The sequence below is a fragment of the Fictibacillus sp. NRS-1165 genome, from assembly GCF_050468105.1.
Lineage (GTDB): Bacteria > Bacillota > Bacilli > Bacillales > Fictibacillaceae > Fictibacillus_C > Fictibacillus_C terrinigri.
Map to the genome: position 1 here is coordinate 1 of NZ_JBDPNU010000022.1, position 22,314 is coordinate 22,314.

The 22,314-nt window shown below is 43.3% G+C and carries 24 protein-coding genes; 15 read left to right on the plus strand and 9 right to left on the minus strand.

Features of this window, described 5'->3' with window-relative positions; all coding sequences use genetic code 11:
* Window positions 1-96: 96 nt before the first annotated feature.
* Window positions 97-282 (minus strand): hypothetical protein, encoded by a 186-nt coding sequence (locus ABHN01_RS09370; protein WP_053355702.1) that lies wholly within the window; start codon window positions 280-282, stop codon window positions 97-99.
* Window positions 283-399: 117 nt separating this feature from the next.
* On the opposite strand from ABHN01_RS09370, the gene ABHN01_RS09375 reads away from it, so the two are divergent.
* Together ABHN01_RS09375 and ABHN01_RS09380 are read left to right on the plus strand one after the other, a co-directional pair.
* A complete protein-coding gene (locus tag ABHN01_RS09375) occupies window positions 400-564 on the plus strand; it encodes a hypothetical protein (protein ID WP_156316262.1) in 165 nt (54 codons plus the stop codon).
* Window positions 565-733: 169 nt separating this feature from the next.
* Entirely contained in the window at window positions 734-1,513 is a 780-nt protein-coding gene (locus ABHN01_RS09380) for a TIGR00266 family protein (protein WP_429875322.1), read from the plus strand.
* 162 nt (window positions 1,514-1,675) lie between these two features.
* Here ABHN01_RS09380 and ABHN01_RS09385 read toward each other — a convergent pair whose 3' ends face one another.
* Window positions 1,676-1,906, minus strand: coding sequence for a hypothetical protein (locus ABHN01_RS09385; protein ID WP_429875323.1), 231 nt, complete (start codon window positions 1,904-1,906; stop codon window positions 1,676-1,678).
* A gap of 177 nt (window positions 1,907-2,083) precedes the next feature.
* Here ABHN01_RS09385 and ABHN01_RS09390 point away from each other — a divergent pair, with 177 nt between their 5' ends.
* On the plus strand, window positions 2,084-3,982 hold the full coding sequence (locus tag ABHN01_RS09390) for an ABC-F family ATP-binding cassette domain-containing protein (RefSeq protein ID WP_429875365.1): 1,899 nt from the start codon (window positions 2,084-2,086) through the stop codon (window positions 3,980-3,982).
* 21 nt (window positions 3,983-4,003) lie between these two features.
* Here ABHN01_RS09390 and ABHN01_RS09395 read toward each other — a convergent pair whose 3' ends face one another.
* A complete protein-coding gene (locus tag ABHN01_RS09395; RefSeq protein ID WP_429875324.1) occupies window positions 4,004-4,312 on the minus strand; it encodes an Mpo1-like protein in 309 nt (102 codons plus the stop codon).
* Between the two features lie 160 nt (window positions 4,313-4,472).
* Here ABHN01_RS09395 and ABHN01_RS09400 point away from each other — a divergent pair, with 160 nt between their 5' ends.
* From ABHN01_RS09400 to ABHN01_RS09425, 6 genes are all read left to right on the plus strand, one after another.
* Complete coding sequence (locus ABHN01_RS09400) at window positions 4,473-5,330, plus strand: hypothetical protein (RefSeq protein WP_429875325.1); 858 nt, start codon at window positions 4,473-4,475, stop codon at window positions 5,328-5,330.
* Window positions 5,331-5,364: 34 nt separating this feature from the next.
* Window positions 5,365-6,147 carry a hypothetical protein gene (locus ABHN01_RS09405; RefSeq protein ID WP_429875326.1) on the plus strand — a complete coding sequence of 261 codons (783 nt, stop codon included), beginning with the start codon at window positions 5,365-5,367 and terminating at the stop codon, window positions 6,145-6,147.
* A 235-nt stretch (window positions 6,148-6,382) separates the two neighbouring features.
* On the plus strand, window positions 6,383-8,782 hold the full coding sequence (locus tag ABHN01_RS09410) for an immune inhibitor A domain-containing protein (RefSeq protein ID WP_429875327.1): 2,400 nt from the start codon (window positions 6,383-6,385) through the stop codon (window positions 8,780-8,782).
* Window positions 8,783-8,944: 162 nt separating this feature from the next.
* The gene (locus ABHN01_RS09415) at window positions 8,945-11,389 is read left to right on the plus strand and encodes an immune inhibitor A domain-containing protein (RefSeq protein WP_429875328.1); all 2,445 of its coding nucleotides are present in this window, start codon (window positions 8,945-8,947) and stop codon (window positions 11,387-11,389) included.
* Between the two features lie 370 nt (window positions 11,390-11,759).
* Window positions 11,760-12,821: a ribosome small subunit-dependent GTPase A gene (gene rsgA / locus ABHN01_RS09420; RefSeq protein WP_429875329.1), complete on the plus strand. Its 1,062-nt coding sequence runs from the start codon at window positions 11,760-11,762 to the stop codon at window positions 12,819-12,821.
* A gap of 141 nt (window positions 12,822-12,962) precedes the next feature.
* Entirely contained in the window at window positions 12,963-13,364 is a 402-nt protein-coding gene (locus ABHN01_RS09425; RefSeq protein WP_429875330.1) for a secondary thiamine-phosphate synthase enzyme YjbQ, read from the plus strand.
* Window positions 13,365-13,417: 53 nt separating this feature from the next.
* Here the strand turns inward: ABHN01_RS09425 and ABHN01_RS09430 are convergent, their stop codons facing one another.
* Window positions 13,418-14,140: an SIR2 family NAD-dependent protein deacylase gene (locus ABHN01_RS09430; protein ID WP_429875331.1), complete on the minus strand. Its 723-nt coding sequence runs from the start codon at window positions 14,138-14,140 to the stop codon at window positions 13,418-13,420.
* 116 nt (window positions 14,141-14,256) lie between these two features.
* On the opposite strand from ABHN01_RS09430, the gene ABHN01_RS09435 reads away from it, so the two are divergent.
* Both ABHN01_RS09435 and ABHN01_RS09440 read left to right on the plus strand, forming a co-directional pair.
* On the plus strand, window positions 14,257-14,727 hold the full coding sequence (locus tag ABHN01_RS09435) for a low molecular weight protein-tyrosine-phosphatase (protein WP_290401307.1): 471 nt from the start codon (window positions 14,257-14,259) through the stop codon (window positions 14,725-14,727).
* Window positions 14,728-14,740: 13 nt separating this feature from the next.
* Window positions 14,741-15,172, plus strand: a complete 432-nt coding sequence (locus tag ABHN01_RS09440) for a GNAT family N-acetyltransferase (RefSeq protein ID WP_290401308.1) — start codon at window positions 14,741-14,743, stop codon at window positions 15,170-15,172.
* A 41-nt stretch (window positions 15,173-15,213) separates the two neighbouring features.
* Here ABHN01_RS09440 and ABHN01_RS09445 read toward each other — a convergent pair whose 3' ends face one another.
* On the minus strand, window positions 15,214-15,468 hold the full coding sequence (locus ABHN01_RS09445) for a GlsB/YeaQ/YmgE family stress response membrane protein (protein ID WP_290401309.1): 255 nt from the start codon (window positions 15,466-15,468) through the stop codon (window positions 15,214-15,216).
* 166 nt (window positions 15,469-15,634) lie between these two features.
* On the opposite strand from ABHN01_RS09445, the gene ABHN01_RS09450 reads away from it, so the two are divergent.
* From ABHN01_RS09450 to ABHN01_RS09460, 3 genes are all read left to right on the plus strand, one after another.
* Window positions 15,635-16,144, plus strand: a complete 510-nt coding sequence (locus ABHN01_RS09450) for a hypothetical protein (RefSeq protein ID WP_429875332.1) — start codon at window positions 15,635-15,637, stop codon at window positions 16,142-16,144.
* A 53-nt stretch (window positions 16,145-16,197) separates the two neighbouring features.
* Entirely contained in the window at window positions 16,198-17,073 is an 876-nt protein-coding gene (locus ABHN01_RS09455) for a YihY/virulence factor BrkB family protein (protein WP_290401311.1), read from the plus strand.
* Between the two features lie 167 nt (window positions 17,074-17,240).
* Entirely contained in the window at window positions 17,241-17,723 is a 483-nt protein-coding gene (locus ABHN01_RS09460; protein ID WP_429875333.1) for a VanZ family protein, read from the plus strand.
* Between the two features lie 93 nt (window positions 17,724-17,816).
* On the opposite strand, the gene ABHN01_RS09465 is transcribed toward ABHN01_RS09460, so the two are convergent.
* Window positions 17,817-18,266 carry a TlpA family protein disulfide reductase gene (locus tag ABHN01_RS09465; protein ID WP_290401313.1) on the minus strand — a complete coding sequence of 150 codons (450 nt, stop codon included), beginning with the start codon at window positions 18,264-18,266 and terminating at the stop codon, window positions 17,817-17,819.
* Between the two features lie 139 nt (window positions 18,267-18,405).
* Complete coding sequence (locus ABHN01_RS09470; protein ID WP_429875334.1) at window positions 18,406-19,590, minus strand: MFS transporter; 1,185 nt, start codon at window positions 19,588-19,590, stop codon at window positions 18,406-18,408.
* Window positions 19,591-19,792: 202 nt separating this feature from the next.
* Between ABHN01_RS09470 and ABHN01_RS09475 the strand changes: the two genes are divergently transcribed.
* Complete coding sequence (locus ABHN01_RS09475; protein ID WP_429875335.1) at window positions 19,793-20,575, plus strand: YfkD family protein; 783 nt, start codon at window positions 19,793-19,795, stop codon at window positions 20,573-20,575.
* Window positions 20,576-20,602: 27 nt separating this feature from the next.
* On the opposite strand, the gene ABHN01_RS09480 is transcribed toward ABHN01_RS09475, so the two are convergent.
* Together ABHN01_RS09480 and yfkAB are read right to left on the minus strand one after the other, a co-directional pair.
* Entirely contained in the window at window positions 20,603-20,932 is a 330-nt protein-coding gene (locus tag ABHN01_RS09480; RefSeq protein ID WP_429875336.1) for a winged helix-turn-helix transcriptional regulator, read from the minus strand.
* Between the two features lie 119 nt (window positions 20,933-21,051).
* Window positions 21,052-22,161 carry a radical SAM/CxCxxxxC motif protein YfkAB gene (gene yfkAB, locus ABHN01_RS09485; RefSeq protein WP_429875337.1) on the minus strand — a complete coding sequence of 370 codons (1,110 nt, stop codon included), beginning with the start codon at window positions 22,159-22,161 and terminating at the stop codon, window positions 21,052-21,054.
* Between the last annotated feature and the right edge of the window lie 153 nt (window positions 22,162-22,314).

Genomic DNA, 22,314 nt, shown 5'->3' on the forward strand with positions numbered 1-22,314 from the left:
ATACCGTACTCATACCCTGCGAGCTGCCTAATGAAATAACCGTGTCTAACTTTTAGGGGTCACTTCAAATTGACCCTGCTTTTTCAGATTGTTTTTTTACTTGTTTTCTTCATCCTGTCTTATTGGGGGTTCTTCTGCATCACCGATTTCAGTTGAATAACTTATCTGTTTTAAGTCGTATTCATGAGCGACAGAACCGCCAGCCATGCCTTCGTTAATCATCCGGTCGATATCGAGGTAGAGTTCTTTTCGGCCTTCATAATCTGTTTCTTTTTCTGACATAACGACATGATCCCTCCTTTTTCAATAGTCTGCCCCAATTTGCGGAAAACGAGCTTAGAAAAAAACGATAAAGGGTACAGAAGACTATTAATTGTAACTTGCGAGGAGGAGCATCACATGGATTACAGCCAGGTTGTCGAGAGGTACTTTTTTCTGATTCGAAAAAGACACCTGAAAGGCGCTTTGAACATGAAAGAGTACAATAAGAAAGTGGAACTGATTAATTTATGGTTTATTCGTCATACCTTGCGTTCCGGTCTCGCAAAAAAGGGAGCGCAGTAAGACTCATTCATATAGGGATACATATGGAAGCTTCCGATTATTAATTTCGGAAGTTTTTTTATAAACAGGAAAACAGGAGGAGAATGAAGTATTCTTAAAGTGAAACTTAATAAGTCATCAGCCGTATAAGAGGCAGTAACTTTTTTACATACTTTAGGAGGAAGACAAAATGAACAATCATGAGATCGATTATAAGATTCATGGAGATGACATGCAGTTTGTTGAGGTGGAACTTGATCCGAGTGAAACCGTGGTCGCTGAGGCAGGCGCCCTGATGATGATGGAAGACGGCATCAGCATGGAAACCATTTTTGGCGATGGATCAAGCCAAGGGTCTGGGTTAATGGGCAAGCTGTTTAATGCCGGTAAACGGATGCTGACAGGTGAAAGTCTGTTTATGACCACCTTTACGAATGAAGGTTCAGGCAAAAAGCATGTTTCCTTCGCTTCACCTTACCCGGGGAAAATTATTTCGATGGATTTGAGCGAACATGGCGGTAAGATCATTTGCCAGAAGGATGCTTTTTTGGCTGCCGCTAAAGGTGTCTCAGTAGGAATTGAACTTCAGCGCAAGCTTGGTACAGGTTTTTTCGGCGGTGAAGGATTTATCATGCAGAAGCTGGAAGGCGATGGAACGGCTTTCGTTCATGCCGGCGGAACCATTCATGAAAAAACACTGGAGCCTGGAGAAGTGCTGCGTGTGGATACAGGCTGTCTTGTTGCGATGACGAAGGACATAGACTATAGCATTGAGATGGTAAAGGGAGTAAAAACCGCATTATTCGGCGGTGAAGGGTTATTCTTTGCTACCTTAAGAGGTCCCGGGAAAGTGTGGATTCAGTCCTTGCCGTTCAGTAGACTCGCGAGCAGGGTATTCGCGGCGATTCCTCAGTCCAAAGATGAAGGAAGCCTCGCCAAAGGCCTCTTTAATATTTTTGATGGTGATTGATCAGCTTTAATAAAAAAGCTATGTTAGTCATAAAAAAGACTTGAGGGCCTCTTTAAAGCAGCAGTATGCGATGTCCGTTAGGAAAGAATATCACCAATATGCATTAACAAGGCCAATAAAAAAGGATTGCGCATTATATTGCGTAATCCTTTTTCTTATGTACTATTCCTGAACCTTATAAGGATCAATTTCCTGTTTGGATTGAAGCTGAATCAAACGTTCAAGCCTTTCATTGGTAAGGCGGTCCGCTTCGTTTTTTCGTTTCATAAAGCCCATGGCTTTAAAGATAAAAACGATCGTTAATACAACCATAAATAAAGCCACTAACACATAAAGAATACCAAACAAGCCGAAAAACATACCGACCGCATCAAATGGATCATTCCTCATCACATTTCTCCCCCCTTTCGCCATAATCGGACAATAGATTAATTGCCGTGATCTCTTTACATTAAACCATATTTTTGAAATTGTTTCCTTTCACCCGATAAAATTCCTTTAGTTGGAGCCATCTTGTTAATCTTTGATACAATAGAGGCAGATAACTAATGATATGAGGTATGAATGAAAATGAGTATACTATCGGTGGAAAATATATCAAAAAGCTATGGGGACAAAACGCTATTTAAAGAAATATCCTTCACGATCAGCGAAAAACAAAGAATCGGCATCATTGGAGTAAACGGAACCGGAAAATCAACTCTTCTTAAAATCATTGCGGGAATGGAGACTGCAGATACAGGGGAAATTGTGCACGCCAATGAATTTCATATAGAATACCTGCCGCAATCTCCTGTCTTTAATGACGGAGTGACGGTGCTTGATGCAGTCTTCTACGGAAATTCTCCCCTGATGCAGCTGCTCCGCGAATATGAGACGGCGATTAAACGTCTGGAAAGCGATCCCGAAAATGAGAAATATCAGAATCAGCTGTTTTCTTTGCAGCAGAAGATGGACGCCATGGATGCATGGGACACGAATACAACAGCAAAAACCGTCCTGACCAGACTGGGTATAACGTCTTTGGAACAGCAGGTAAGTACCCTTTCAGGGGGCCAGCAAAAGAGGGTCGCTATTGCGAGGGCGCTCATTCAGCCTGCTGATCTGCTTATTTTGGATGAACCGACCAACCATATTGACAACGAGACAGTGGAATGGCTGGAAGATTACCTTGCGAAATACCGGGGCGCCTTGCTCATGGTTACCCATGACCGTTATTTTCTGAACCGGGTAACGAACCGCATGATCGAGCTCGATAGCGGAAACCTTTACAGCTATGAAGGAAACTATGAAATGTTTCTGGATAAAAAAGCGGAGCGTGAAGAACGTGAAGCCTCATCTGAACAAAAACGCCAAAACCTGCTTCGCCGTGAGCTGGCCTGGCTGAGAAGAGGGGCGAAAGCACGTACAACGAAACAGAAAGCGAGAATTCAGCGCGCTGAAGCTCTTCAGGAGCAAACAGGGCCTGCACAAAAAGGCCAGATGGAGATGGCGATCGGCTCAGCAAGGCTGGGGAAGAAAGTCATGGAAATCGAGGGTATTTCAAAATCATTCGGAGAGAAAACACTCTTTTCCGATTTCAGCTATCTGGTCATGCCTGACGACAGACTCGGCATTATTGGTAAGAACGGCAGCGGGAAAACCACATTGCTGAACATTCTTGCCGGCAAAATACTGCCTGATTCTGGCCAAGTTGAAACCGGGCCAACGGTTAAACTGGGATTCTATACACAAAACCATGAGGAAATGGATGAGAATCTGAGGGTGATAGAATATATACGTGAAGCGGCGGATGTCATTTATACGAAGGACGGGCAGGCCATTACCGCTTCCCAGATGCTTGAACGGTTCTTGTTTCCACCGAGTGCACAGTGGACCTATATTTCGAGATTATCAGGTGGAGAAAGACGGCGACTCTATCTGTTGCGGGTTTTGATGGGTGAGCCCAATGTCCTGTTCCTGGATGAGCCGACGAACGATCTGGACATTGAGACACTATCGGTATTAGAGGATTATCTTGAACATTTCCCCGGAGCAGTCATAACGGTTTCCCATGACCGTTATTTCCTTGACCGGACGATGGAACATCTTTTCGCACTTGAGGGCAATGGAGAGGTCCGGCGCTTTGACGGGGATTACAAGGCTTATCTGGAACAAAAGAGGCAGGAAGAGGAACTGGCTTCTTCTGTAAAAGCAGAGACTCCCGCTGGGGCCAAACCGAAGAAGGAAAAACCACGCAGGCTGTCCTTCAAAGAACAAAAGGAATGGGAGACGATTGAGGATGTCATTGCTCAATTGGAAGAGAAGCATGAGGAGATTGAATGTCAGATTGCATCAGCGGGAAGCGATTTCGGCACGATCGATGGTTTGTTCCGTGAGCAGCAGGAAGTAGCAGCTAAGCTGGAGGAAGCCATGAACCGCTGGGAAGAGCTTTCCGAGCTTGTCGAAGCTATCGAACGAAGTAAATAGAAAATGAATAAAACCGCTCCTTTACAGGTGCGGTTTTTCTGTTTGGTCTTTTTTAAAGGCTTTTCCTGTAAGAATATTTTTAACGTACCAGACCGGTCCGACAAGAAGATAGACGGGGTTGCTGAGAAAAGAAGGCTTTTTGCCCTCAAAGAGGTGTCCGATAAACTGAAGCACCCAGCCGAGGATAAACAGAGTGAGTGCCGTTTTCCACAACCAGAATAAGAGCGGCAGCGAGACAACGATCATCGGTATTCCTATCGTATGTGTAAGTTTATTCATGGGATGCTGATGATCTTCTTTATACTTCTCAACGAAAGATTTTGCAGCCATCTTTCATCCCTCCTTTTCTAAGTTTTATTCTTGCATTGTGTTTCCCATTCCTCCTATTGAAGTCATTTATAGGAATAATCGACTATTTTTTCAAGTCACCGACAAAAAACGCGGCCATCGACAGTATCTTTTAAATAGAAAAAGGAAGGGAGGTGAAAAGATGAAAAGTATAAGCTTTTTTATCGCAGGAGCTGCTGCCGCGGCTCTGCTCTTCCTTCCGCAGCAAGTATCGGCGGCGAAAGAAGATCAACATTCCTTTAAGCAGCCTAATAAGCTGGAAATGGTGCAAAAGGTAAATAAAGTGGATGAGGATAAGAATAAACCAACGAAGAACAGCAGAAAAACGGTTAAAACCAGAACTCATCAGAAAGAAAAGACGACACCTGCAAGACCAGTAAGGAGCCATAAGGAAAAGGTAAATAAGAAGGCATTGCCTTCTCACCGTCCGGGTAAGGCGGTGAAAAGAGCTCCTCAGAAAACCAATACACTTCCTCAAGCTACAAAAGCCAGCCGTGAGCCGGAACGAAATAAAGGGGATTTCAAGAAGGCTGTTCAACCTGTACAGCACAAAAAGAAAGAAATGAGACGTGCTGTTGCGAGTCCGGTAGGCAAAGAAAAAGTGGATGTATTTAAGGAAGTTGAGTCTGCTGCTTCTGTAAAAAGGGAAATCCATAAAACAGCGAAGGTTACTGAGCACGATGAACCCAAGATTCATCGAAAAAAAGTGCCGAGTAAACCTTTGAAACCGTTTTCGGAAAAGATTCCTGTAAACCCATCTTCGAAGGTGATTCTGCCGGGTGCTCCACCGTCTTCCGGCCATGCCGGCCACAATGGGGACAGCGGAGGGCAAGCATCCTCTCTGTTTACTTTTAAAGCATACATAATGGACAGTGATCGGGTAACCGGCTCTTCAGCAATGCTGCTGTGTGCATTAAACAAGGATTTTCTTAAAAGCCAATGGGTGAATGCTCCTCCATCCCAGCCACCCGAAATGCTCTTTCAAATCTTTTATAAATAAAAAAATAAAAAAAGAATTGAAGGAGCAATCAATCATGAAAAAATGGAACGGTATGTTAATTAAATCTTTCGTATTTGCAGGGACACTTTCTATCGCAGCATTAGCTGGAGGAGGAGCGACTTCGGCAGCACCAGGCCATCACAGTGAAAAAGCAGTAAAAACGTATGTAACAACACCTCAAGCACCGCAAAAAGCGAGCGAGAGAGCAAAAGAAAAAGCAAACACACACTCCGCAGTCCATGGTGTTAAACATGAAGAAAAAGTGAAAAGGCCAAAAGTGCAAAAACAGGAAGAAAAAGAAGTGAAAGCTGTAAAAGTTAAACCGAAAAAAGTTAAAAAGGCGAAGCCTGTTAAAGAAGTAAAAGTAAAGAAGGAAAAGAAGGAAAAGAAGGAACATTTTTCACAAGCAGCTCTTCATGCTGAGAATGCAAAAGAACATGCAGCCCCTAACTCAGCAGTTCATGCCGTGCCTGCAGTAAAACCTTCTGAACCTGTAACAGAAGAACATCAGGTCAAGGATCAGGAAGAAGCGGATACAGAGATTGTTGTTACCGTTCCGGAAGACCTTGAAGGCGAAAACGATGGAGTCGATGAAAAAGTAAATGCCTCTATCGAAAACAAAGTCCAGTCCAATGCATCTGAAAAAGCCAGCGGAAAAGCAAAACAACATGCTTCTGATCAATCTGCGGTTAAAGCCGTAGCGCCTGAAACCGATCAAGAAGAAGATCAAGATCAGAAGTCAGACGATATGAATAAGAATGTGGTTCTGCCAACTGTTCGCACTGCTACTGAAGATCAAGATTCTTCAGACGAGTAATAATCAGCCAGGGGATACTCCCCTGGTTTTTTCTTTTCAATAATACTTCATAAGAACCTTGTGAACTCTTGCCTATGAGGCGGCAGTCCTTTCTGTATGCACAATTGTGTTTTCAAACTAGTAAAAATATTCTAACAATGGTAAATTAGTAGCATTTCAAATTACCGGGTGTATGATACTTTTATATAGAAATAAATAACAAAATATTCATTATCTTCTATCAGGAGGGGTACATTTGGGAAAGTGGAGTAAGAGATTGGGAGCATCACTAACGATTACAGGGTTATCATTAGGTTTAGTTTCCACATCCATGTTTACAGGGTCTTTAGACGCGAAAGCAAAAACGGCGATGCAGGAAACGGTTTCAAATCATTATGGAAATAGTCATTCAGCACTAGATCCGGCGATTGTGAATGTTGATAAATTAATAGATTTGCTCGTTAGACAAGGAGTCGTCTCCAAGGATGCTTCTGAAAAGGAGAAACAAAAGGCGCTTCATGCTTACCTTGAACTAAAAGGAAAACAGGATGCTGTGAAAGAGAAGGATCCTCTTGCTCCAAAAGCTAAAGCCGCAGCTGCTGATAAGCAGCGAGAGTTCAAAGGATTCACAAATGGCCTCCTTCATGGAAACGGGAAAAAGAAAGGGCAATACAAGAAGCAGCCTGATCCGGTGAATGACCACGGAAAAGGAGAGGTTATTAGGAAAGGAAAACTGCTGACACTGACTGTTGAATACGCAGATACCCCTCATAATAAGATTAAGCCAAACGAAACAGATAACTATTACAAAGACTATAACTTGCAGCATTATGAAGATATGATCTTTGGTGAAAATGGAGTTAAAGGGCCTAACGGTGAAGATTTTGTTTCGCAAAAACAATACTATGAAGAGCAATCCGGCGGTTCCTATACCATTGAAGGTAAAGCTTACGGATGGCTGAAGGTTCCAGGTAATGCTGAATTTTATGGTGCGGATAGAGCATCCGGCGGCCATGACAATGTGACACCTGGCGGCTCTAAGCAGCTTGTAGTGGACGTGTATAAGGCAGCTGTAGATGCTGGAATACCGCTTCAAGACTATGATTTAGAAGATCCGCATGATTTAGATGGAGACGGTAACTATTGGGAGCCGGATGGCCTTGTTGACCACCTGCAGATTATCCATGCGGGTATGGGACAGGAAGCTGGCGGTGGTTCACTCGGTAACAACGCGATTTGGTCCCACCGTTCTGCTAAATTTTTTGATCCGGACGGACTTGGAAAAGGGCTTCCTGGATTCTACGATTACACCATGATGCCTGAAGATGGCGCGACAGGCGTTTTCGCACATGAATACGGCCATGACCTTGGTCTTCCGGATGAATACGACACGATTTACTCTGGAACTGGCGAAGCGGTTGGATACTGGTCCATCATGTCAAGTGGATCTTGGGCTGGTAAAGTGCCAGGTACAGAACCGACTGGATTCTCTCCATGGGCGAAATCTTATTTCCAAACTACCCTTGGCGGAAACTGGACAAATCCTACTATTGTTGACTGGAAAGATTTGTCGACTAAAGGAGCACAATTCCTTTTAGATCAGGCCAATACACCAAATGGTGATAATCATCAGGCTATTCAAGTGAATCTGCCGAAGAAAAAGACGCCAATCAACACACCAAAAACAGGCTCTTATCAGTTCTGGGGCGGCCAGGCAGACGAGATCGACAACTCTATGGTGACGAACGTAGATCTGACAGGCAAGCAATCTGCCACTCTTACATTTGATGCTTGGTATGACATTGAGGAACAATGGGATTTTGCTTTTGTACAAGTTTCAGATGACAATGGGGCTACATGGAAATCGCTAGGAAACAACAACACGCGTTCTGACGTTGTTCCTGAAGGCTATCCTACCATTCTTAATTCTATGCCAGGATTTACTGGTAACTCTAACGGATGGCAGTCCCAGTCCTTTGATCTGTCTGCATATAAAGGCAAGAAAATCCAGCTTCGCCTTCGTTCGGCAACAGACTGGGGTACAAGCCAAGCCGGATTCTTCGCAGATAACATTAAAGTCGTAGCTGACGGAACAGCTTTAGTAGATGATGGAGCTGAAAAAGATCCTTCTGCATTTACGCTGAAAGGCTTTGAAAAGTCAGACGGCAACAAGTACAGCGATCACTACTATTTGCTGGAATGGAGAAATCATCAAGGTGTCGATGAGGGTCTTGCCCACATCAAACGCGGACGCTCTCTTATGAGCTATGATGGCGGTCTTGTCGTTTGGTATGTGGATCCTACCTATACTGACAACTGGACAGGCGTTCACCCTGGAGATGGATTCCTCGGCGTAGTCGACTCTCATATTAATGATTTGAAATGGAACACTGGAGCAGAGGCAAGCACAAGCTTTCATATTGCGGATGCAGCTTTTGGACTGGATAAAACTTCTGGTCTGAAAATTGATTACCCAGGTGTTCAAATGTTGTCTGCACCAAGTCAATCAGCAGTATCATTGTTTGACGACAGCAAATCATTTGCGAATCCATTTATGCAGGATGCGGGCCGCAATATAGGCAATTATGGTCTGAAGGTTCGTGTGAATGGGGAAGCATCTGATGATTCAGTAGGAGCAATTGTAATCTATAAGTAATCTATAAGTAATCTATAAAGCTCTTCTATTTTTAAATGGAAGGGCTTTGTAGAACTTTAGACCTAATAAGTTATAAGAAATATTTGCTATTTTAGTAATATAGTACAATCCTCTTTACCTAAGTAATATGTTACGTTTAGAAAGATAGATTACAGAAAATTCATGCTGTTCAAAACAGGAGGGGTTAAATTGGGAAATTGGTCTAAGAAATTGGGCTCATCGCTCTTAATTGCCGGGCTTTCGCTGAGTCTAATGTCACCTGCAGCATTTGCTAGCGATGCACAGCCAGACAAGGGGAAATCGTCTGCATTTGCACCCATCGATTTAAACGTTGTGGATCAGGACAGACTTGCAAAAGCCTTGAAAGACCGCGGGGTTATTTCAAAAGATGCTTCAAAAGTGGATACCGCTAAAGCTGTTCAGAAGTACATAGCACGAAAAAATGAAAAAGTTGGCGGAGTGCAGGTAAGCACTTCTGCATCATCAAGCAAGAAAAATTTTGACCTTAAGGCAAAAGATTTCCTTTATAAACAAAAACAGAAGCTATCAAAAAAATTGAACAATAGCCACTCTACAATCCAAAAAGGTCTTCCGAATGGGTTTGTAAAAGTAGACCCGGCTAAAGGGAAAAAATACAACGGACCCGTCCGAAAAGATAAGGTGCTTGTGCTTTTGGCCGAGTACTCTGATTTCAAGCACAATAACGTCGAGCAAGAGCCTGGTTATATGTATGCGAAGGATTTTAACCAGAAGCACTATCAAGACATGCTGTTCGGGGACAAGCCGTTCGAACTGTTTGACGGTTCAAAGGTAGAGACATTTAAACAATATTACGAAGAGCAATCCGGCGGGAGTTATACAGTAGAAGGTACGGTATCTCCGTGGCTCACTGTTCCTGGAAAAGCGGCTGATTATGGTGATGACTCACCAAAAGGCGGCAATGATAATCAGCTGCCGTTAGGGCCGCGTGATTTCATTAAGGACTCATTGAATGCGGCGGTTAAGGCTGGAATCAATCTAGCAGACTATGACAATCTTGATATCTATGATATTGATGGCGATGGAAACATTAACGAACCGGACGGATTAGTCGACCACTTGATGGTTATCCATGCAGGCAGTGGACAGGAAGCTGGCGGCGGAAAGCTTGGCGACAATGCGATCTGGTCTCACCGCTGGAACCTTGGAAGCGTGTATCCGGTTGCAGATACAAAAGCCAGCGTTGATTATTGGAAAGGGCAAATGGCTGCCTTTGATTATACGGTAGAACCGGAAGATGGAGCAGTCGGGGTATTCGCCCACGAATTTGGCCATGATCTAGGACTCCCGGATGAGTATGATACTCAATATACCGGTGACGGTGAACCGGTAGCTTCCTGGTCTATTATGAGCGGCGGAAGCTGGAACGGAAATATTGCAGGAACAACACCAACAAGTTTTTCACCACAAAACAAAGATTTCTTCCAAAAAACCATTGGCGGAAACTGGGCCAACATTCAGGAAGTTGATTACAGCAAGATCAACAAAATTGGCGTTCTTACAAAGGTGGATCAATCTGTAACCAAATCGAACAATCCGGGTATCGTAAAAGTAAACTTGCCGGATAAAAGGGTTCAAGGCATTAAACCAGCTTTCGGCCAGAAATATTTTTACAGTACAAAAGGTGATGATCTTCATACGGCGATGACGACGCCGGAGATTGATTTGACTAATGCAACAAATGCAAAAATCGACTTTAAAACACTTTATGAAATTGAAGCAGATTATGACTACCTATATGTTAAAGTCGTAAAAGCTGACGGAACAACCGAAACGATTGACACATTTGGTGATGAAATTGTAGATGAAGACAATGGCGCTGATACAACGAAGGGCCAATGGGTCGACAAGTCATATGACCTTTCTTCTTATAAAGGCCAAAAAGTTAAAGTTCAATTTGAATATGTTACAGATGGCGGCCTTGCGATGAACGGCTTTGCCATGGATAACCTGGCTGTAAATGTAGATGGAAATGTTGTACTTTCAGATGACGCTGAAGGAACTCCAAAATTAACATTCTCCGGTGGTGCTAAGGTCTCTGACGGCATCGACTTCAAGAAGAACAACTATTACATCGAGTGGAGAAACTACGCTGGAGCAGATAAAGCCCTTCAATTTGCCCGCGGTGTAAAATACAATACCGGTATGCTTGTATGGTATGCAGATGACAGTTTCTCCGATAACTGGACCGGCCCGCATCCAGGTGAAGGTTTCTTAGGAGTAGTAGATTCTCATCCAAAAGCGATCGTCGGTACTTTAAACGGCAAGCCTACAGTTGAAGATTCTACACGTTACCAAGTTGCAGATGCTGCATTCTCTTTTGACAAAGCTCCGGCTTGGTATATCAACTCACCTTCCAGAGGAATCTTTGACTACAAAGGTTCCAAAGGCGTAACTTCATTCGATGATTCCAAACAATACATCGATATGACAGATTATAATGGCAGCGCAGAAGACGGTGTCATCGATGACGCTGGGCGCAAGGTTCCTAACCTTGGCTTGCAGTTCCACGTGATCGGTGAAGCGAAAGACAATTCTGCAGGTGCCATCTGGATCCGTCACAGATAAACCATAAATAACCTGAATGGCTAAGGCTGTTCAGGTTTATTTTTTGAATTTTTGAATAACCCATTTACAAATCCTGCATACTTATACTATAGTTAGATTATTAAAGAGTCTTTAAGGAGGTATGTTATATGAGCATTGTTACAGAATACGCCACTATTTATGTTAATTTCATATCTCAGCCCTCCGGTATTATGGACATTTAATTTCTTTGAAGGATTTCAATGGTTAAGTGATTTTACCCGTGGGCTGTGGACAGCTCGCGGGTTTTTATTGATCTGGATTTCTGTGACTATGCAGAATCATCAAGACCGGTGCGCCGGTCTTTTTTATTTTATTAAAATTAATCATTTAATCATTGGAGGAAAACAAATTGAATTTAAAACAATTAGGCTGGGACCTGTTTTTTCAAGAACCATTCACAGCATTTGATAAAGAAAACTTTTCAGTCGGCAAGGTGGCACTTGAGCATAAGGGCATGTACCGCTTATTCACAGAGCACGGGGAGCTCCTCGCCGAGGTGACGGGAAAGCTCCGCCATTTGGCATCTGAACGTCAGGATTACCCTGCTGTTGGGGATTGGGTTGTAATTGCCGCTAGGCCAGAGGAGAACAAAGCTTCCATTCATGCGATTCTTCCGCGTAAAAGTAAATTTTCAAGAAAAGCGGCAGGACATACGACAGAAGAGCAGATAGTAGCGGCAAACGTGGATACGGTTCTGCTCGTCAATGCACTGAATACCGATTTTAATTTAAGACGGATAGAAAGATACTTGCTGATGGCATGGGAAAGCGGAGCGAACCCGGTGATTGTACTTAGTAAAGCTGACCTTTGTGATGATATCGATGAAAAAATCAGGGAAGTGGAAGAGGTGGCGATGGGTGTTCCCATCCATGCGATCAGTGCGGAAAAAGAAGAGGGGCTGGAGCAGCTTTCCGCTTATCTGGAAGAGGGCAAAACCGTTGCCCTGCTCGGTTCTTCCGGAGTAGGAAAATCCACATTGACGAATGCGCTTTACGGTGAAAAGAAACAGGAAGTAAAAACGATCAGAGAAGACGATGATAAAGGGAGGCATACGACAACTCACCGAGAACTCATTCTGTTAAAAAACGGGGGGATTGTCATTGATACCCCTGGAATGCGGGAGCTGCAGCTGTGGGAAGCGGATGAAGCAGTGGGACACAGCTTTTCGGACATCGAAGGGCTTGCTGCGCAATGCAAGTTTCGGGATTGCAGCCACAGCAATGAACCAGGCTGTGCCGTTCAAAAAGCCATCAAGGATGAAACACTTGATGAAGCGCGGTATAACAGCTATGTTAAACTGCAAAGAGAGCTGGCTTTCCTGGCACGTAAGGAAGATCAGCGTGCGGCACTCGCTGAAAAATCAAAGTGGAAAAAAATCGCAGGTGACCGTACTCGTGTCAATCGTAAATAGAAAAGAGCTGCCATATGGGCAGCTCTTTTATTTGCTACTCATTTCAAGGGACTGTGGTCCCTATCCTTTTAAGGGGTTTGATAAATATCCAGAATGGTAATGTTTATAAGATAACGGAAAAACATAGCGAGGTGATCATTTTTGCTGCAAAAATTCACAATACAGACACATAAACGGGATGAAATGATGGATGTCACGGATACGGTGCGTGCCTACGTTCAAGAGCAGGGCGTGCAGGAAGGGCTGCTTCATGTGTATTGTGCCCATACGACAGCCGGGATAACAATTAATGAAAATGCAGATCCCGATGTTAAGTCAGACATGCTGATGAGGCTCGATGAGGTATACCCTTGGGAGCATCCGAAGTACCGGCATGGTGAAGGCAACACAGCTTCCCACTTAAAAGCGAGTACAGTCGGATCCTCACAAGTGGTTTTTATTCATCAAGGTGATCTTGTCCTTGGCACGTGGCAGGGGATTTATTTCTGTGAGTTTGACGGTCCGCGTTCCCGCAATTATTTTGTAAAGGTTATTCCTGATTAAAGATAAAAGGAAATCCTCTTTAAGAGGATTTCCTTATTTTATCTGACGAAAATTTAGCGATCAAGAAGCTTTTCTAATTCTATTAATGATTCTTTTGCACTCGAATAGATGGATAGATCAAAAACATGATCCATTGCTGTTGGCTCTTGATTAATTAATGCTGTCCTTCCTTTTGTCATAGAAGGAAGCTGATTCACGGGATAGACTTGTAAACTGGTTCCGATGACCACTACCAAATCAGATTGCTCTATGGCCGCAATCGCTTGCTCCCAGACTGGTTCCGGCAGCATCTCTCCGAAGAGAACGATTGATGGACGAAGTTTCCCTCCACAGGAACACGCAGTTCCTTTTTTAAATGCTTCAATTGAATGTTCTTGGCTGCACGCGTGGCAGTAAATCCTGCTTAAAGACCCGTGAAGTTCATGAACATTCCGGCCGCCCGAACGGAGATGAAAACCATCAACATTCTGAGTAGCTATCGCATGGATCAGGCGTTGTTCCTGTAACCGGGATAATACTTCATATCCTTGATGCGGAATACGGGTCTCAATGTCCTGCAGTCTTAGCGTATAAAATTCGTGAAACAGCTTATAGTGATCCTCCAAAGCATCAACCGACGACACATAGGCAGGGTCGTAATTTTTCCATAAACCGTTTTGGGATCTGAAATCGGGTATGCCGCTCTCGGTTGACATTCCAGCCCCGGTTAACAGAAGGGTGTAGGATGAACCTTTGATCCATTCAGCAAGCTGTTCAAGTACTTGTCGCTTTGCCATGTCGCTCATCTCCTTTTTTATTTCATTATAGTACTGCCGGATGAGTTCTCCTTATTTTTTTACATTATTAACGGTATACTTGAATGTAGCAGAACTAAAGAGATGGGGGATTATCTATGGTTAAAGTATTATTTGTTTGTCTTGGCAATATATGCCGCTCGCCTATGGCTGAAGCGATATTCAAGGATATGGTACAAAAAAAGGGCTTGGATGGAAAGATTTCAGTAGACTCAGCTGGAACGGGTAACTGGCACGTCGGAGAACCTCCGCATGAAGGTACACGAAATTTATTGACGGAGAAGAACATATCCTTTGAAGGATTAAAAGCAAGGCAGGTTGTTGCTGGAGATCTTACGGAATATGACTATGTTATCGGGATGGATGCTAAAAACATTGGAGATCTTCAGCGGATGGCTGGCAATGTACCGGTGAACCATGTGGCAAGGCTGATGGATTATGTTTCTGACAGTAAAATGCAAGATGTCCCAGATCCTTATTTTACCGGAAACTTTGATGAGGTTTATGACTTGGTGTCAGAGGGCTGCCGTAAATTACTTGAAGATATTGAAGCCCGCGAAAAATTGTAGAGGAGAGGGAAGAATGGGGATCATACGCCAGCTTTCGACGGAAACAGAAGTTAAGGAAGCCTTTTCTGTGATGAAGCAGCTTCGTCCGCATTTAACTGAGCCATTATTTGTTTCTCTGTATGAGGAGATGCAGACCAACGGATATACGTTGTTTGGCTGTTTTGATGATGAAAAACTGGCAGCAGTTGCAGGATTTGCTATTCAGACAAACCTTTATTATGGCAAGCATGTATGGGTCTATGATCTGGTGACAGATGAACATATTCGATCAAAAGGCCATGGAAAAGAACTTCTTTCGTTCATCGAGTCTTTTGCTGTTCACAACAACTGTAACTGTGTAGCGCTATCCTCAGGTTTGGCGAGGGAAGATGCCCATCGCTTTTATGAAGACAAAATGGAATACCGACGGGTGAGTTTTGTATTTAAAAAGGATTTCGGCAAATAAAAAAACGGTGCGCCCATAGGGCGTACCGTTTCTTTTTATAGTTATGCGTTTCGTCTCATACCACGAAGGATGGCACTGACGATCAATACTACGACGATTGCACCAATAATGGCTGGAACAATGGCGAAACCTGCTACATCAGGACCCCAATCTCCCAGGATTAATCCTCCAAGCCACGCACCGACAAAACCAGCGATAATGTTTCCAATGATTCCGCCAGGAACGTCACGTCCTGTAATCACTCCTGCTAACCAACCAATGATACCACCTATAATAAGTGCCCAAAGAAAACTCATTTCGTGTGTTCCTCCTTTGAAAATTTTGTTTTGGTATTGTGTTGTACCGTTAAGATACCCATCCCTTTAAAAAAATAAACAAAAACAAAAAAATGTTTTTTTGTTCCAACCACAGGGAATGTAAAACATACTAAAAGGTACTTTAATATAAGGGAGAGATGTTTTTATGGCGTACAAAACATTTGATACGTATGAAAGAAACGACAGTAAACTTGTAAAGGGGCTCCTCATTGGAGCAGCAGTGGGAGCGGCAATTGCTATGCTTGACCGTCCTACACGGCAAACGGTAAAACGTAAAACATTGGATGTAAAAGACCAGACAGTGACGATCGCAAAAAATGTGAGGGAAAATCCTCAATCGCTCGCTGGAGGGGTAAAAGAAACTTTCCAATCCGCATCTTCAGCCGTAAGCGATGTGATGGATGATATTAAACAGCTCATGTCGACAATGGAAGAAGTGAAAAATACCTCTATTGAAGCTATGCAGCAAGTAAGAGGAGCCAGCAGCGAGCTGGTAAAAATAGGAAGTAAATTGAAGGATGCGGGCCAGGATGTTAAAGAGCATGGAAAAGATGTGGTGGGTGAAGTAAGTGATACGGATGCAAATACAGCCCCATCTTATTCCGACCTTCAAAACAAACCGCATGTCGTTACTCCAAACGAGGGCAGCTATTAAGTTGCCCTTATTTTTTCAGTATATGGATCGTTTGATGCAGCGAGGTGAAACGGATGAAATTGTTCCATGAACTTAAGTATATATCCCCAAAGTCATTCGGCATTGAATTTTTGCACAGTTTTAAAAAGAGTAATGTTCCCGATCTGGCTGCGCAGCTTGCCTATTATTTTTTGCTGTCGCTTTTTCCTTTTCTGATTTTTTTAATAACCCTGGGAGGAATCTTTATTTCTCCGGAAGAGGCTGTTAAAGTTCTGAATAACGTCGTACCTGGTGAATCGATGGATTTAATCAGAGAAAATCTTAAAACAGTGATGGAATCAAAAAAAGGCGGACTGCTATCTTTTGGGATCATCGCTACCCTATGGTCAGCATCCAATGGAGTCAACGCGGTGATTAAAGCATTAAATGAAGCTTATGGAGTCGAAGAATGCCGCTCATTTGTTATGGCAAGAACTTTAGCAATTTTTCTTACCATTGGATTGATCATCTCGATCGTTGTCTCCTTGATTCTTCCTGTTTTCGGAAAAATGCTCGGAGAGTTTATCTTCTCTTACCTTGGATTAGATCAATTCTTTTTAAGCATGTGGGCGCTGCTCAGGTGGCTGATCAGTTTTGTCGTTATCGCTCTTGTTTTTTCAGTCTTGTATTTTATGGGGCCATGCAAGCGGCTTAAATATAGTGAAGTATGGTATGGCGCCATATTTTCCACAGTTGCCTGGCTCATTGTGTCACTTTGCTTCGCCTTCTACGTAGACAGCTTCGGCAACTATTCCGCAACATACGGAAGCCTTGGAGCCATCATCGTTCTCATGCTTTGGTTTTATTTAACCGGACTTGTCATTATCCTAGGAGGAGTAATCAATGCAACGGTTCATAAGTTCAAGATCGACCGGGCGTATGAAAGAGGCCTATTGACGAAAACCAAATAAGGATTGAGAAGGATACCGCCATTTGGCGGTTTTTTTGTTGGACAAAAAGACACCTTCATGCATGAATACTTATTGATATCATATGGTATAATGGACGGGGCTTTTTGAGCTGACTCAACATTTGTCATGCCATTGGCCGGCATTAAGCACGTGAATGGAGAATGATGATGAAGAAGAACAAAAAGCTCAACAAGAGAAGAGCCAGGATAAAATGGAGAAATATCGGCTGGCTTATGTTCATCGGGTATTTGGCGATTCTGATCTATGCGACCCTGTTTACTTACAACCATTACGTGTACGGGAAATCCATGAACCTTGTGCTTTTTGACAGCATCCGATTAATGTGGAAAAGCCGGGATTACTGGCTGATTTTTAAAAATATAATCGGCAACGTTATTCTATTCTTCCCATTAGGCTTTCTGCCGCCGCTGATCAACCGGTCGCTGTCTAAGTGGGGACTCATGTTTGTGATTGGGTTTGGGACAAGCTCTATAATTGAAGTCATTCAATATAATTACGCTCATCGAATTTTCGATATTGATGATATTCTGTTGAACGGGTTTGGAACAATGGTCGGACTCGCTGTGTTTAAGCTATGTGCGCTGATCTACCGAATTATTGAAAATAACATACTGAAAAGAAAAAGGTAGCCGGGAAAGACGGCTGCCTTTTTTAATAGGGCTCATATGGGCAAAAAGAATACCCTCTTGCTCGAAGGACCAGCAAGAGGGTATCTTAAACGCTTATTTTGTTTCTTTTCCGAGTACACGGTTCACACGTTTAGTTAGCATTTTCATGCCATCGCCGCCAGCTTGGAAGTGGCGGAGTTTGCCTTCGTTATCGAATACATAATAAGCAGGTACGTATTGGTTTTCAAATGCGTCGGTGAGCTTGTGCTGATTATCGACAAAGATCGGCTGAGTGATATCGTGTTCCTTTGCAACTTCTTTTACTTGCTCGAGGTCCAGATCTTTTTCGGAACGAGGCATATGAACAGCTACTACGTTTAGTTCGTCTTTGTAATCATCACGGAATTGATTGATGTTTGGCATTGCTTCTTTACAGAGTCCGCAGCTTACAGACCAAAAATGAATGAGTGTAGGTTTGTTGCCGATCAGGTCGGATTTGGTTACTTCTCCATTTAACCATTCAGTTGCACCATTCAGTTCAGGCATTTCATCACGTAATCTCATGAATAATAGCTCCTTTTTTATCAAAATTATTTATAATAATTATTATTTGATTTCAATTATAGTATAAGGAATTTTCGCCGAGAATGCAAAAATATTGCTTTCTATAGTATGTATTCCCAGCGCTTTAATTATTGGCCTTTCAGGACACGTTTTTTTCAGAAGCGGAACGAATGCCGGATCCCTTGTGAATAGAGGTGACGACCAATAAGGTGAGCAGCATGCCGCTGATAGCGTAGACAAACGCACCGGATTCAAATATTTCTATGAAGTATCCACCGATGGGAGGGCCGCTCATACTTCCTGCACTGAACGCAATACCTGCTAGAATATTGCCTGCCGGAAGAAGATGCATAGGGAGCAAATCGCTCATATAGGTAATGCCTAAAGAAAATAAGGATCCGACAAACATACCGGCGATAAAGAACAGCATCAGGAATACCGGCATACTCCCTCCGGCAAACAAGGTTGCAGTGAATGCGGCAAATCCGATGAGAAGGCAGACGAGCAGAACATTCCTTCTGCCAAATCGGTCGCTCCATAATCCGAGTGGAAGCTGAAACACGAGACTTCCGATAATAAAAGAAGGCAGCAAGATGGATACCCAATCAATGGGAATTCCATGCCTTAGTGCATAAACAGGAAAGGAACCGTTTAGTGTGGCTTCAAGAAACCCGTAGCCAAATGCCGGAAGCAAAGCAACCCATGATAAGCGGATGACTTCCCGGTAGCGGCTCACCGTATTCATGCCAGCTTCTTTAGAACTGGCTGATACCGGGTATTCATTGTGGATAAAGGACATAACGAAGAGGGAGACCAGGCAGAAACCTCCCGAAACCAAAAAAGGAAAAGCTTCACTTGAATCCGCTAAACGTGTCATCAATGGACCGATCCCGAATCCAGCACCAAATGCGATCCCGTAAAGTGCGATGTTCCGGCCTCTTTTATCGGCAGGGCTGTTGGAGGTCACCCATACCTGGGTAGAAAAATGGAGCATATGGTCGCCCACTCCGATGATCATGCGCAGCGCGAACCAGAACCAGAACGTTTTCCACCATGGAAATAAAAATAAAGAAACAGTAACCAAGATCAGACCCGTTACAATAATTTTTTTATACCCGAATGTCCTCATCGGTTTTTCAATAAATGGCGAGGCAAGAACAATACCGATATAGAGGGCGGTTGCATTTAATCCATTCAACGTAGAAGACGTTCCTGATTCCTCCAGAAGAATCGCAATTAAGGGGAGGAGCATCCCCTGCGAAAACCCTGAGATGAAAACGATACTTACCAACACAGAGAATTTCGATCTTGTTAAAACAGCCATAGCAATACATCCTTTTTTTCAAATGTACTCCTATTCTACAATGAATATCCTTTTTATGCCTTTTTAAACTGTGAATTTTGTAAAAAACAGCCTGTAATCCCGTTTCCAGGTTTCTTTTTTGTTGTAAAAAATTGCTATTCCTCGTGTATGGATAAATTTCTTCAACAAGAAAAAAATAGGGGTATAAAAGGAGGCAAATCTTATGAAATGGAACCGCACATTTCTTGTTATAATCATGTTTTTTTCCTTGCTGGCCCAAACGGATGCCGCTGCAGCGTCCCCAGCCCGAATACCTAACTCTGTTGTCAGCATCTCAAAAGAAAATACGTATCCCAATTCCGCTCAGGATCTGCCTTATTTAGAGCCGAGCAAGCTGGCTAAGTCCATGCTGAAAACCTCGAATGTAGCTATTACCAATCCAGATTTAATTCGCATTTTAAACGAATCTGTGATTCATCCATCCAAATTGGCAATCGGGTACAGAGCGAGAATTTTCCTTGGTCAATGGCCGTTGTCCTATCAGTCAACTGAAACAACGGTGAACTGGGAGTATCAGCAGATTAATTTAAACCGTGTTGATAACCGCGGCGGAAAATCGCTGGCACAACTCCGGTATCAGCAGCAGGCCCATAAGCGGGTAACGGGAGGTTTGACGGCTGAAATACCGAACAGTGATGCAGTGAAGAAAATGATGCTGATTACGGCAGGAGATAAAACAAAACTCCCCCTGTCTTTCCAGACAAATGTGGGGGCTGGAACAAGAAAAGGCAATGTGTATAACATTGCTCCTAAGCAGGTCGGATACTTGGCAAGCTATGTACCGGCTGTAAATGAAAGAGGAAGAGTGACGTATGGGGAAGTATACATTGTATTGCAAGGCAGCAAAAGAAAGCTTGAAGTGCAAAATGTTACCCAGCAGGGAATTGGGGCTTGGATTCCGGTTCAAGAACATGTATCGTTCAAATTTCATTCTTCCAATATGTAAAAAAACAGCTCCTTTTAAGGAGCTGTTTTATTTTTGCAGTTCGCAATCCTCAACCCACTCTTCACTCCAGCATTGAATCGCATCAATGACAGAACGAAGGGATTTTCCTTTTTCGGTCAAATCATATTCGATCCGAACAGGTGTTTCGGGATAGACGTGGCGGGCAACGATCCCTACTGCTTCGAGTTCTTTCATCCGTTCGGTGAGCATTCGGTCACTCATCTCAGGAATCTGCTTTTTTATATCTTTGAACCTTCGCGATCCTCCCAATAAGACACGGATGATCAAACCCGTCCATTTTTTTCCGATAATATCTATGGTCACTTCATATTTGGGACACATGGTATTGTAATCCATACAATCATTCACCTCATTGCATTGATCTTTTTGTGACTGAAAAAGCCTGTTAGATATAGTCTTTCCTTTGATAATACTCTCAAAACTTACTAATGTAAAGTTTATAACTTTTTAAATAGTTATATTTTGGAAGAAAGTAGAGGGAAATCCCAATCTTTATAGTACGTATCCTTCACAAGCAGGTTAGGACCGAGGCATTTTACGGCAGGACAGTGACAGCTCAGTGATTTCGCCGTTTCAGTTCTGTTCCATTTGTTATAGGCCTCTAAAAAAGTTGTGTCTTTAATGTTTCCGAGTGAAGGGGTGTCGCCAAAGTCAGTGACGATGATGTCTCCATCAAACAGGTTGACGTTGAGCCGGGACCTTCCATCCGGATCATTGCGCACCGTAACGTTCTTTTCCGCATACAACCGCTTTAGGAGCTCTTGATCTTCAAGGGAGGCAGAGCATGCATAGAAAGGCAGTGTTCCAAACAGCATCCAGACGTCCTCATTGCGCACATCCAGTAGCCGATGGATCGCAGTGCGTGTCTCAGCCAGGGAAAGGACTTGGAGAGAGCTAGCAAAGTCGCTGGGATACATCGGGTGGATTTCGTGGCGTTGACATCCCATTTCCTGGATATGTTCATGAATTTTTTCCAGATACGGGAGTGTCGTCTTGTTCAGCATGGTCTCTGCCGAAACGATGACACCTCTTTTTGTGAGTTCCCGCGCGTTATGGACCATCCGGTCAAAAAGAGCGGTTCTCTGTTCCATGGAGGGTTTGCGCTCCATCACCGCAAAGCCGATCTCAGCAAAATCTTCTGGAGTTCCCCAGTTGTGAGAAATATGAAGAACATCCAAGTATGGAAGGATAGGCTCATACCGGTTGAGATCGAGTGTTAGATTTGAATTGATCTGTGTTCGTGCTCCTCGTGCTGAAGCGTATTGAAGAAGAGGCACCACATACTGATCTACTGATTTTTTGGACATCATCGGCTCTCCGCCTGTAATTGAAAAAGCACGCAAATCGGGGATTTCATCAAGACGGCGAATGAGAAGTTCGAGCGGAAGCGGTTCAGGGTCCTTCACATTCAGGGTATATCCGACAGCACAATGGGCGCATCTCATGTTGCAAAGGGTAGTGGTCGTTACCTCGATATTGGTAAGTTTCATCGCTCCGTACTGTTCCACATCCATGTAGGCTTCCCAAGGGTCATATTGAACGGAAATTGGTTGTTTTACCATCATTATTGAAAAACTCCTTTTTAAATAAACGGGTAAAAATCAAGGGTTACGATAACCTATAAATACACCATATGATAACTCAATCCGAGGCAAAGAAAAAGAGCCTATATTTCAAGTTTAAATTGGCAGACAAATGATCCTTTGTTACAGTATGAA

What these genes read in the sequence shown, in the direction of transcription:
- ABHN01_RS09470 (WP_429875334.1), bottom strand. Translation starts at nt 19,590, where the DNA reads ATGGCTGTTTTAACAAGATCGAAATTCTCTGTGTTGGTAAGTATCGTT.
- ABHN01_RS09400 (WP_429875325.1), top strand. Translation starts at nt 4,473, where the DNA reads ATGAAAAGTATAAGCTTTTTTATCGCAGGAGCTGCTGCCGCGGCTCTG.
- ABHN01_RS09455 (WP_290401311.1), top strand. Translation starts at nt 16,198, where the DNA reads ATGAAATTGTTCCATGAACTTAAGTATATATCCCCAAAGTCATTCGGC.
- ABHN01_RS09475 (WP_429875335.1), top strand. Translation starts at nt 19,793, where the DNA reads ATGAAATGGAACCGCACATTTCTTGTTATAATCATGTTTTTTTCCTTG.
- ABHN01_RS09435 (WP_290401307.1), top strand. Translation starts at nt 14,257, where the DNA reads ATGGTTAAAGTATTATTTGTTTGTCTTGGCAATATATGCCGCTCGCCT.
- ABHN01_RS09395 (WP_429875324.1), bottom strand. Translation starts at nt 4,312, where the DNA reads ATGGCTGCAAAATCTTTCGTTGAGAAGTATAAAGAAGATCATCAGCAT.
- ABHN01_RS09465 (WP_290401313.1), bottom strand. Translation starts at nt 18,266, where the DNA reads ATGAGATTACGTGATGAAATGCCTGAACTGAATGGTGCAACTGAATGG.
- ABHN01_RS09390 (WP_429875365.1), top strand. Translation starts at nt 2,084, where the DNA reads ATGAGTATACTATCGGTGGAAAATATATCAAAAAGCTATGGGGACAAA.
- ABHN01_RS09380 (WP_429875322.1), top strand. Translation starts at nt 734, where the DNA reads ATGAACAATCATGAGATCGATTATAAGATTCATGGAGATGACATGCAG.
- ABHN01_RS09445 (WP_290401309.1), bottom strand. Translation starts at nt 15,468, where the DNA reads ATGAGTTTTCTTTGGGCACTTATTATAGGTGGTATCATTGGTTGGTTA.
- ABHN01_RS09405 (WP_429875326.1), top strand. Translation starts at nt 5,365, where the DNA reads ATGAAAAAATGGAACGGTATGTTAATTAAATCTTTCGTATTTGCAGGG.
- ABHN01_RS09370 (WP_053355702.1), bottom strand. Translation starts at nt 282, where the DNA reads ATGTCAGAAAAAGAAACAGATTATGAAGGCCGAAAAGAACTCTACCTC.
- ABHN01_RS09415 (WP_429875328.1), top strand. Translation starts at nt 8,945, where the DNA reads ATGCTGTTCAAAACAGGAGGGGTTAAATTGGGAAATTGGTCTAAGAAA.
- ABHN01_RS09480 (WP_429875336.1), bottom strand. Translation starts at nt 20,932, where the DNA reads ATGGATTACAATACCATGTGTCCCAAATATGAAGTGACCATAGATATT.
- ABHN01_RS09450 (WP_429875332.1), top strand. Translation starts at nt 15,635, where the DNA reads ATGGCGTACAAAACATTTGATACGTATGAAAGAAACGACAGTAAACTT.
- ABHN01_RS09430 (WP_429875331.1), bottom strand. Translation starts at nt 14,140, where the DNA reads ATGGCAAAGCGACAAGTACTTGAACAGCTTGCTGAATGGATCAAAGGT.
- ABHN01_RS09375 (WP_156316262.1), top strand. Translation starts at nt 400, where the DNA reads ATGGATTACAGCCAGGTTGTCGAGAGGTACTTTTTTCTGATTCGAAAA.
- ABHN01_RS09460 (WP_429875333.1), top strand. Translation starts at nt 17,241, where the DNA reads ATGAAGAAGAACAAAAAGCTCAACAAGAGAAGAGCCAGGATAAAATGG.
- ABHN01_RS09440 (WP_290401308.1), top strand. Translation starts at nt 14,741, where the DNA reads ATGGGGATCATACGCCAGCTTTCGACGGAAACAGAAGTTAAGGAAGCC.
- yfkAB (WP_429875337.1), bottom strand. Translation starts at nt 22,161, where the DNA reads ATGATGGTAAAACAACCAATTTCCGTTCAATATGACCCTTGGGAAGCC.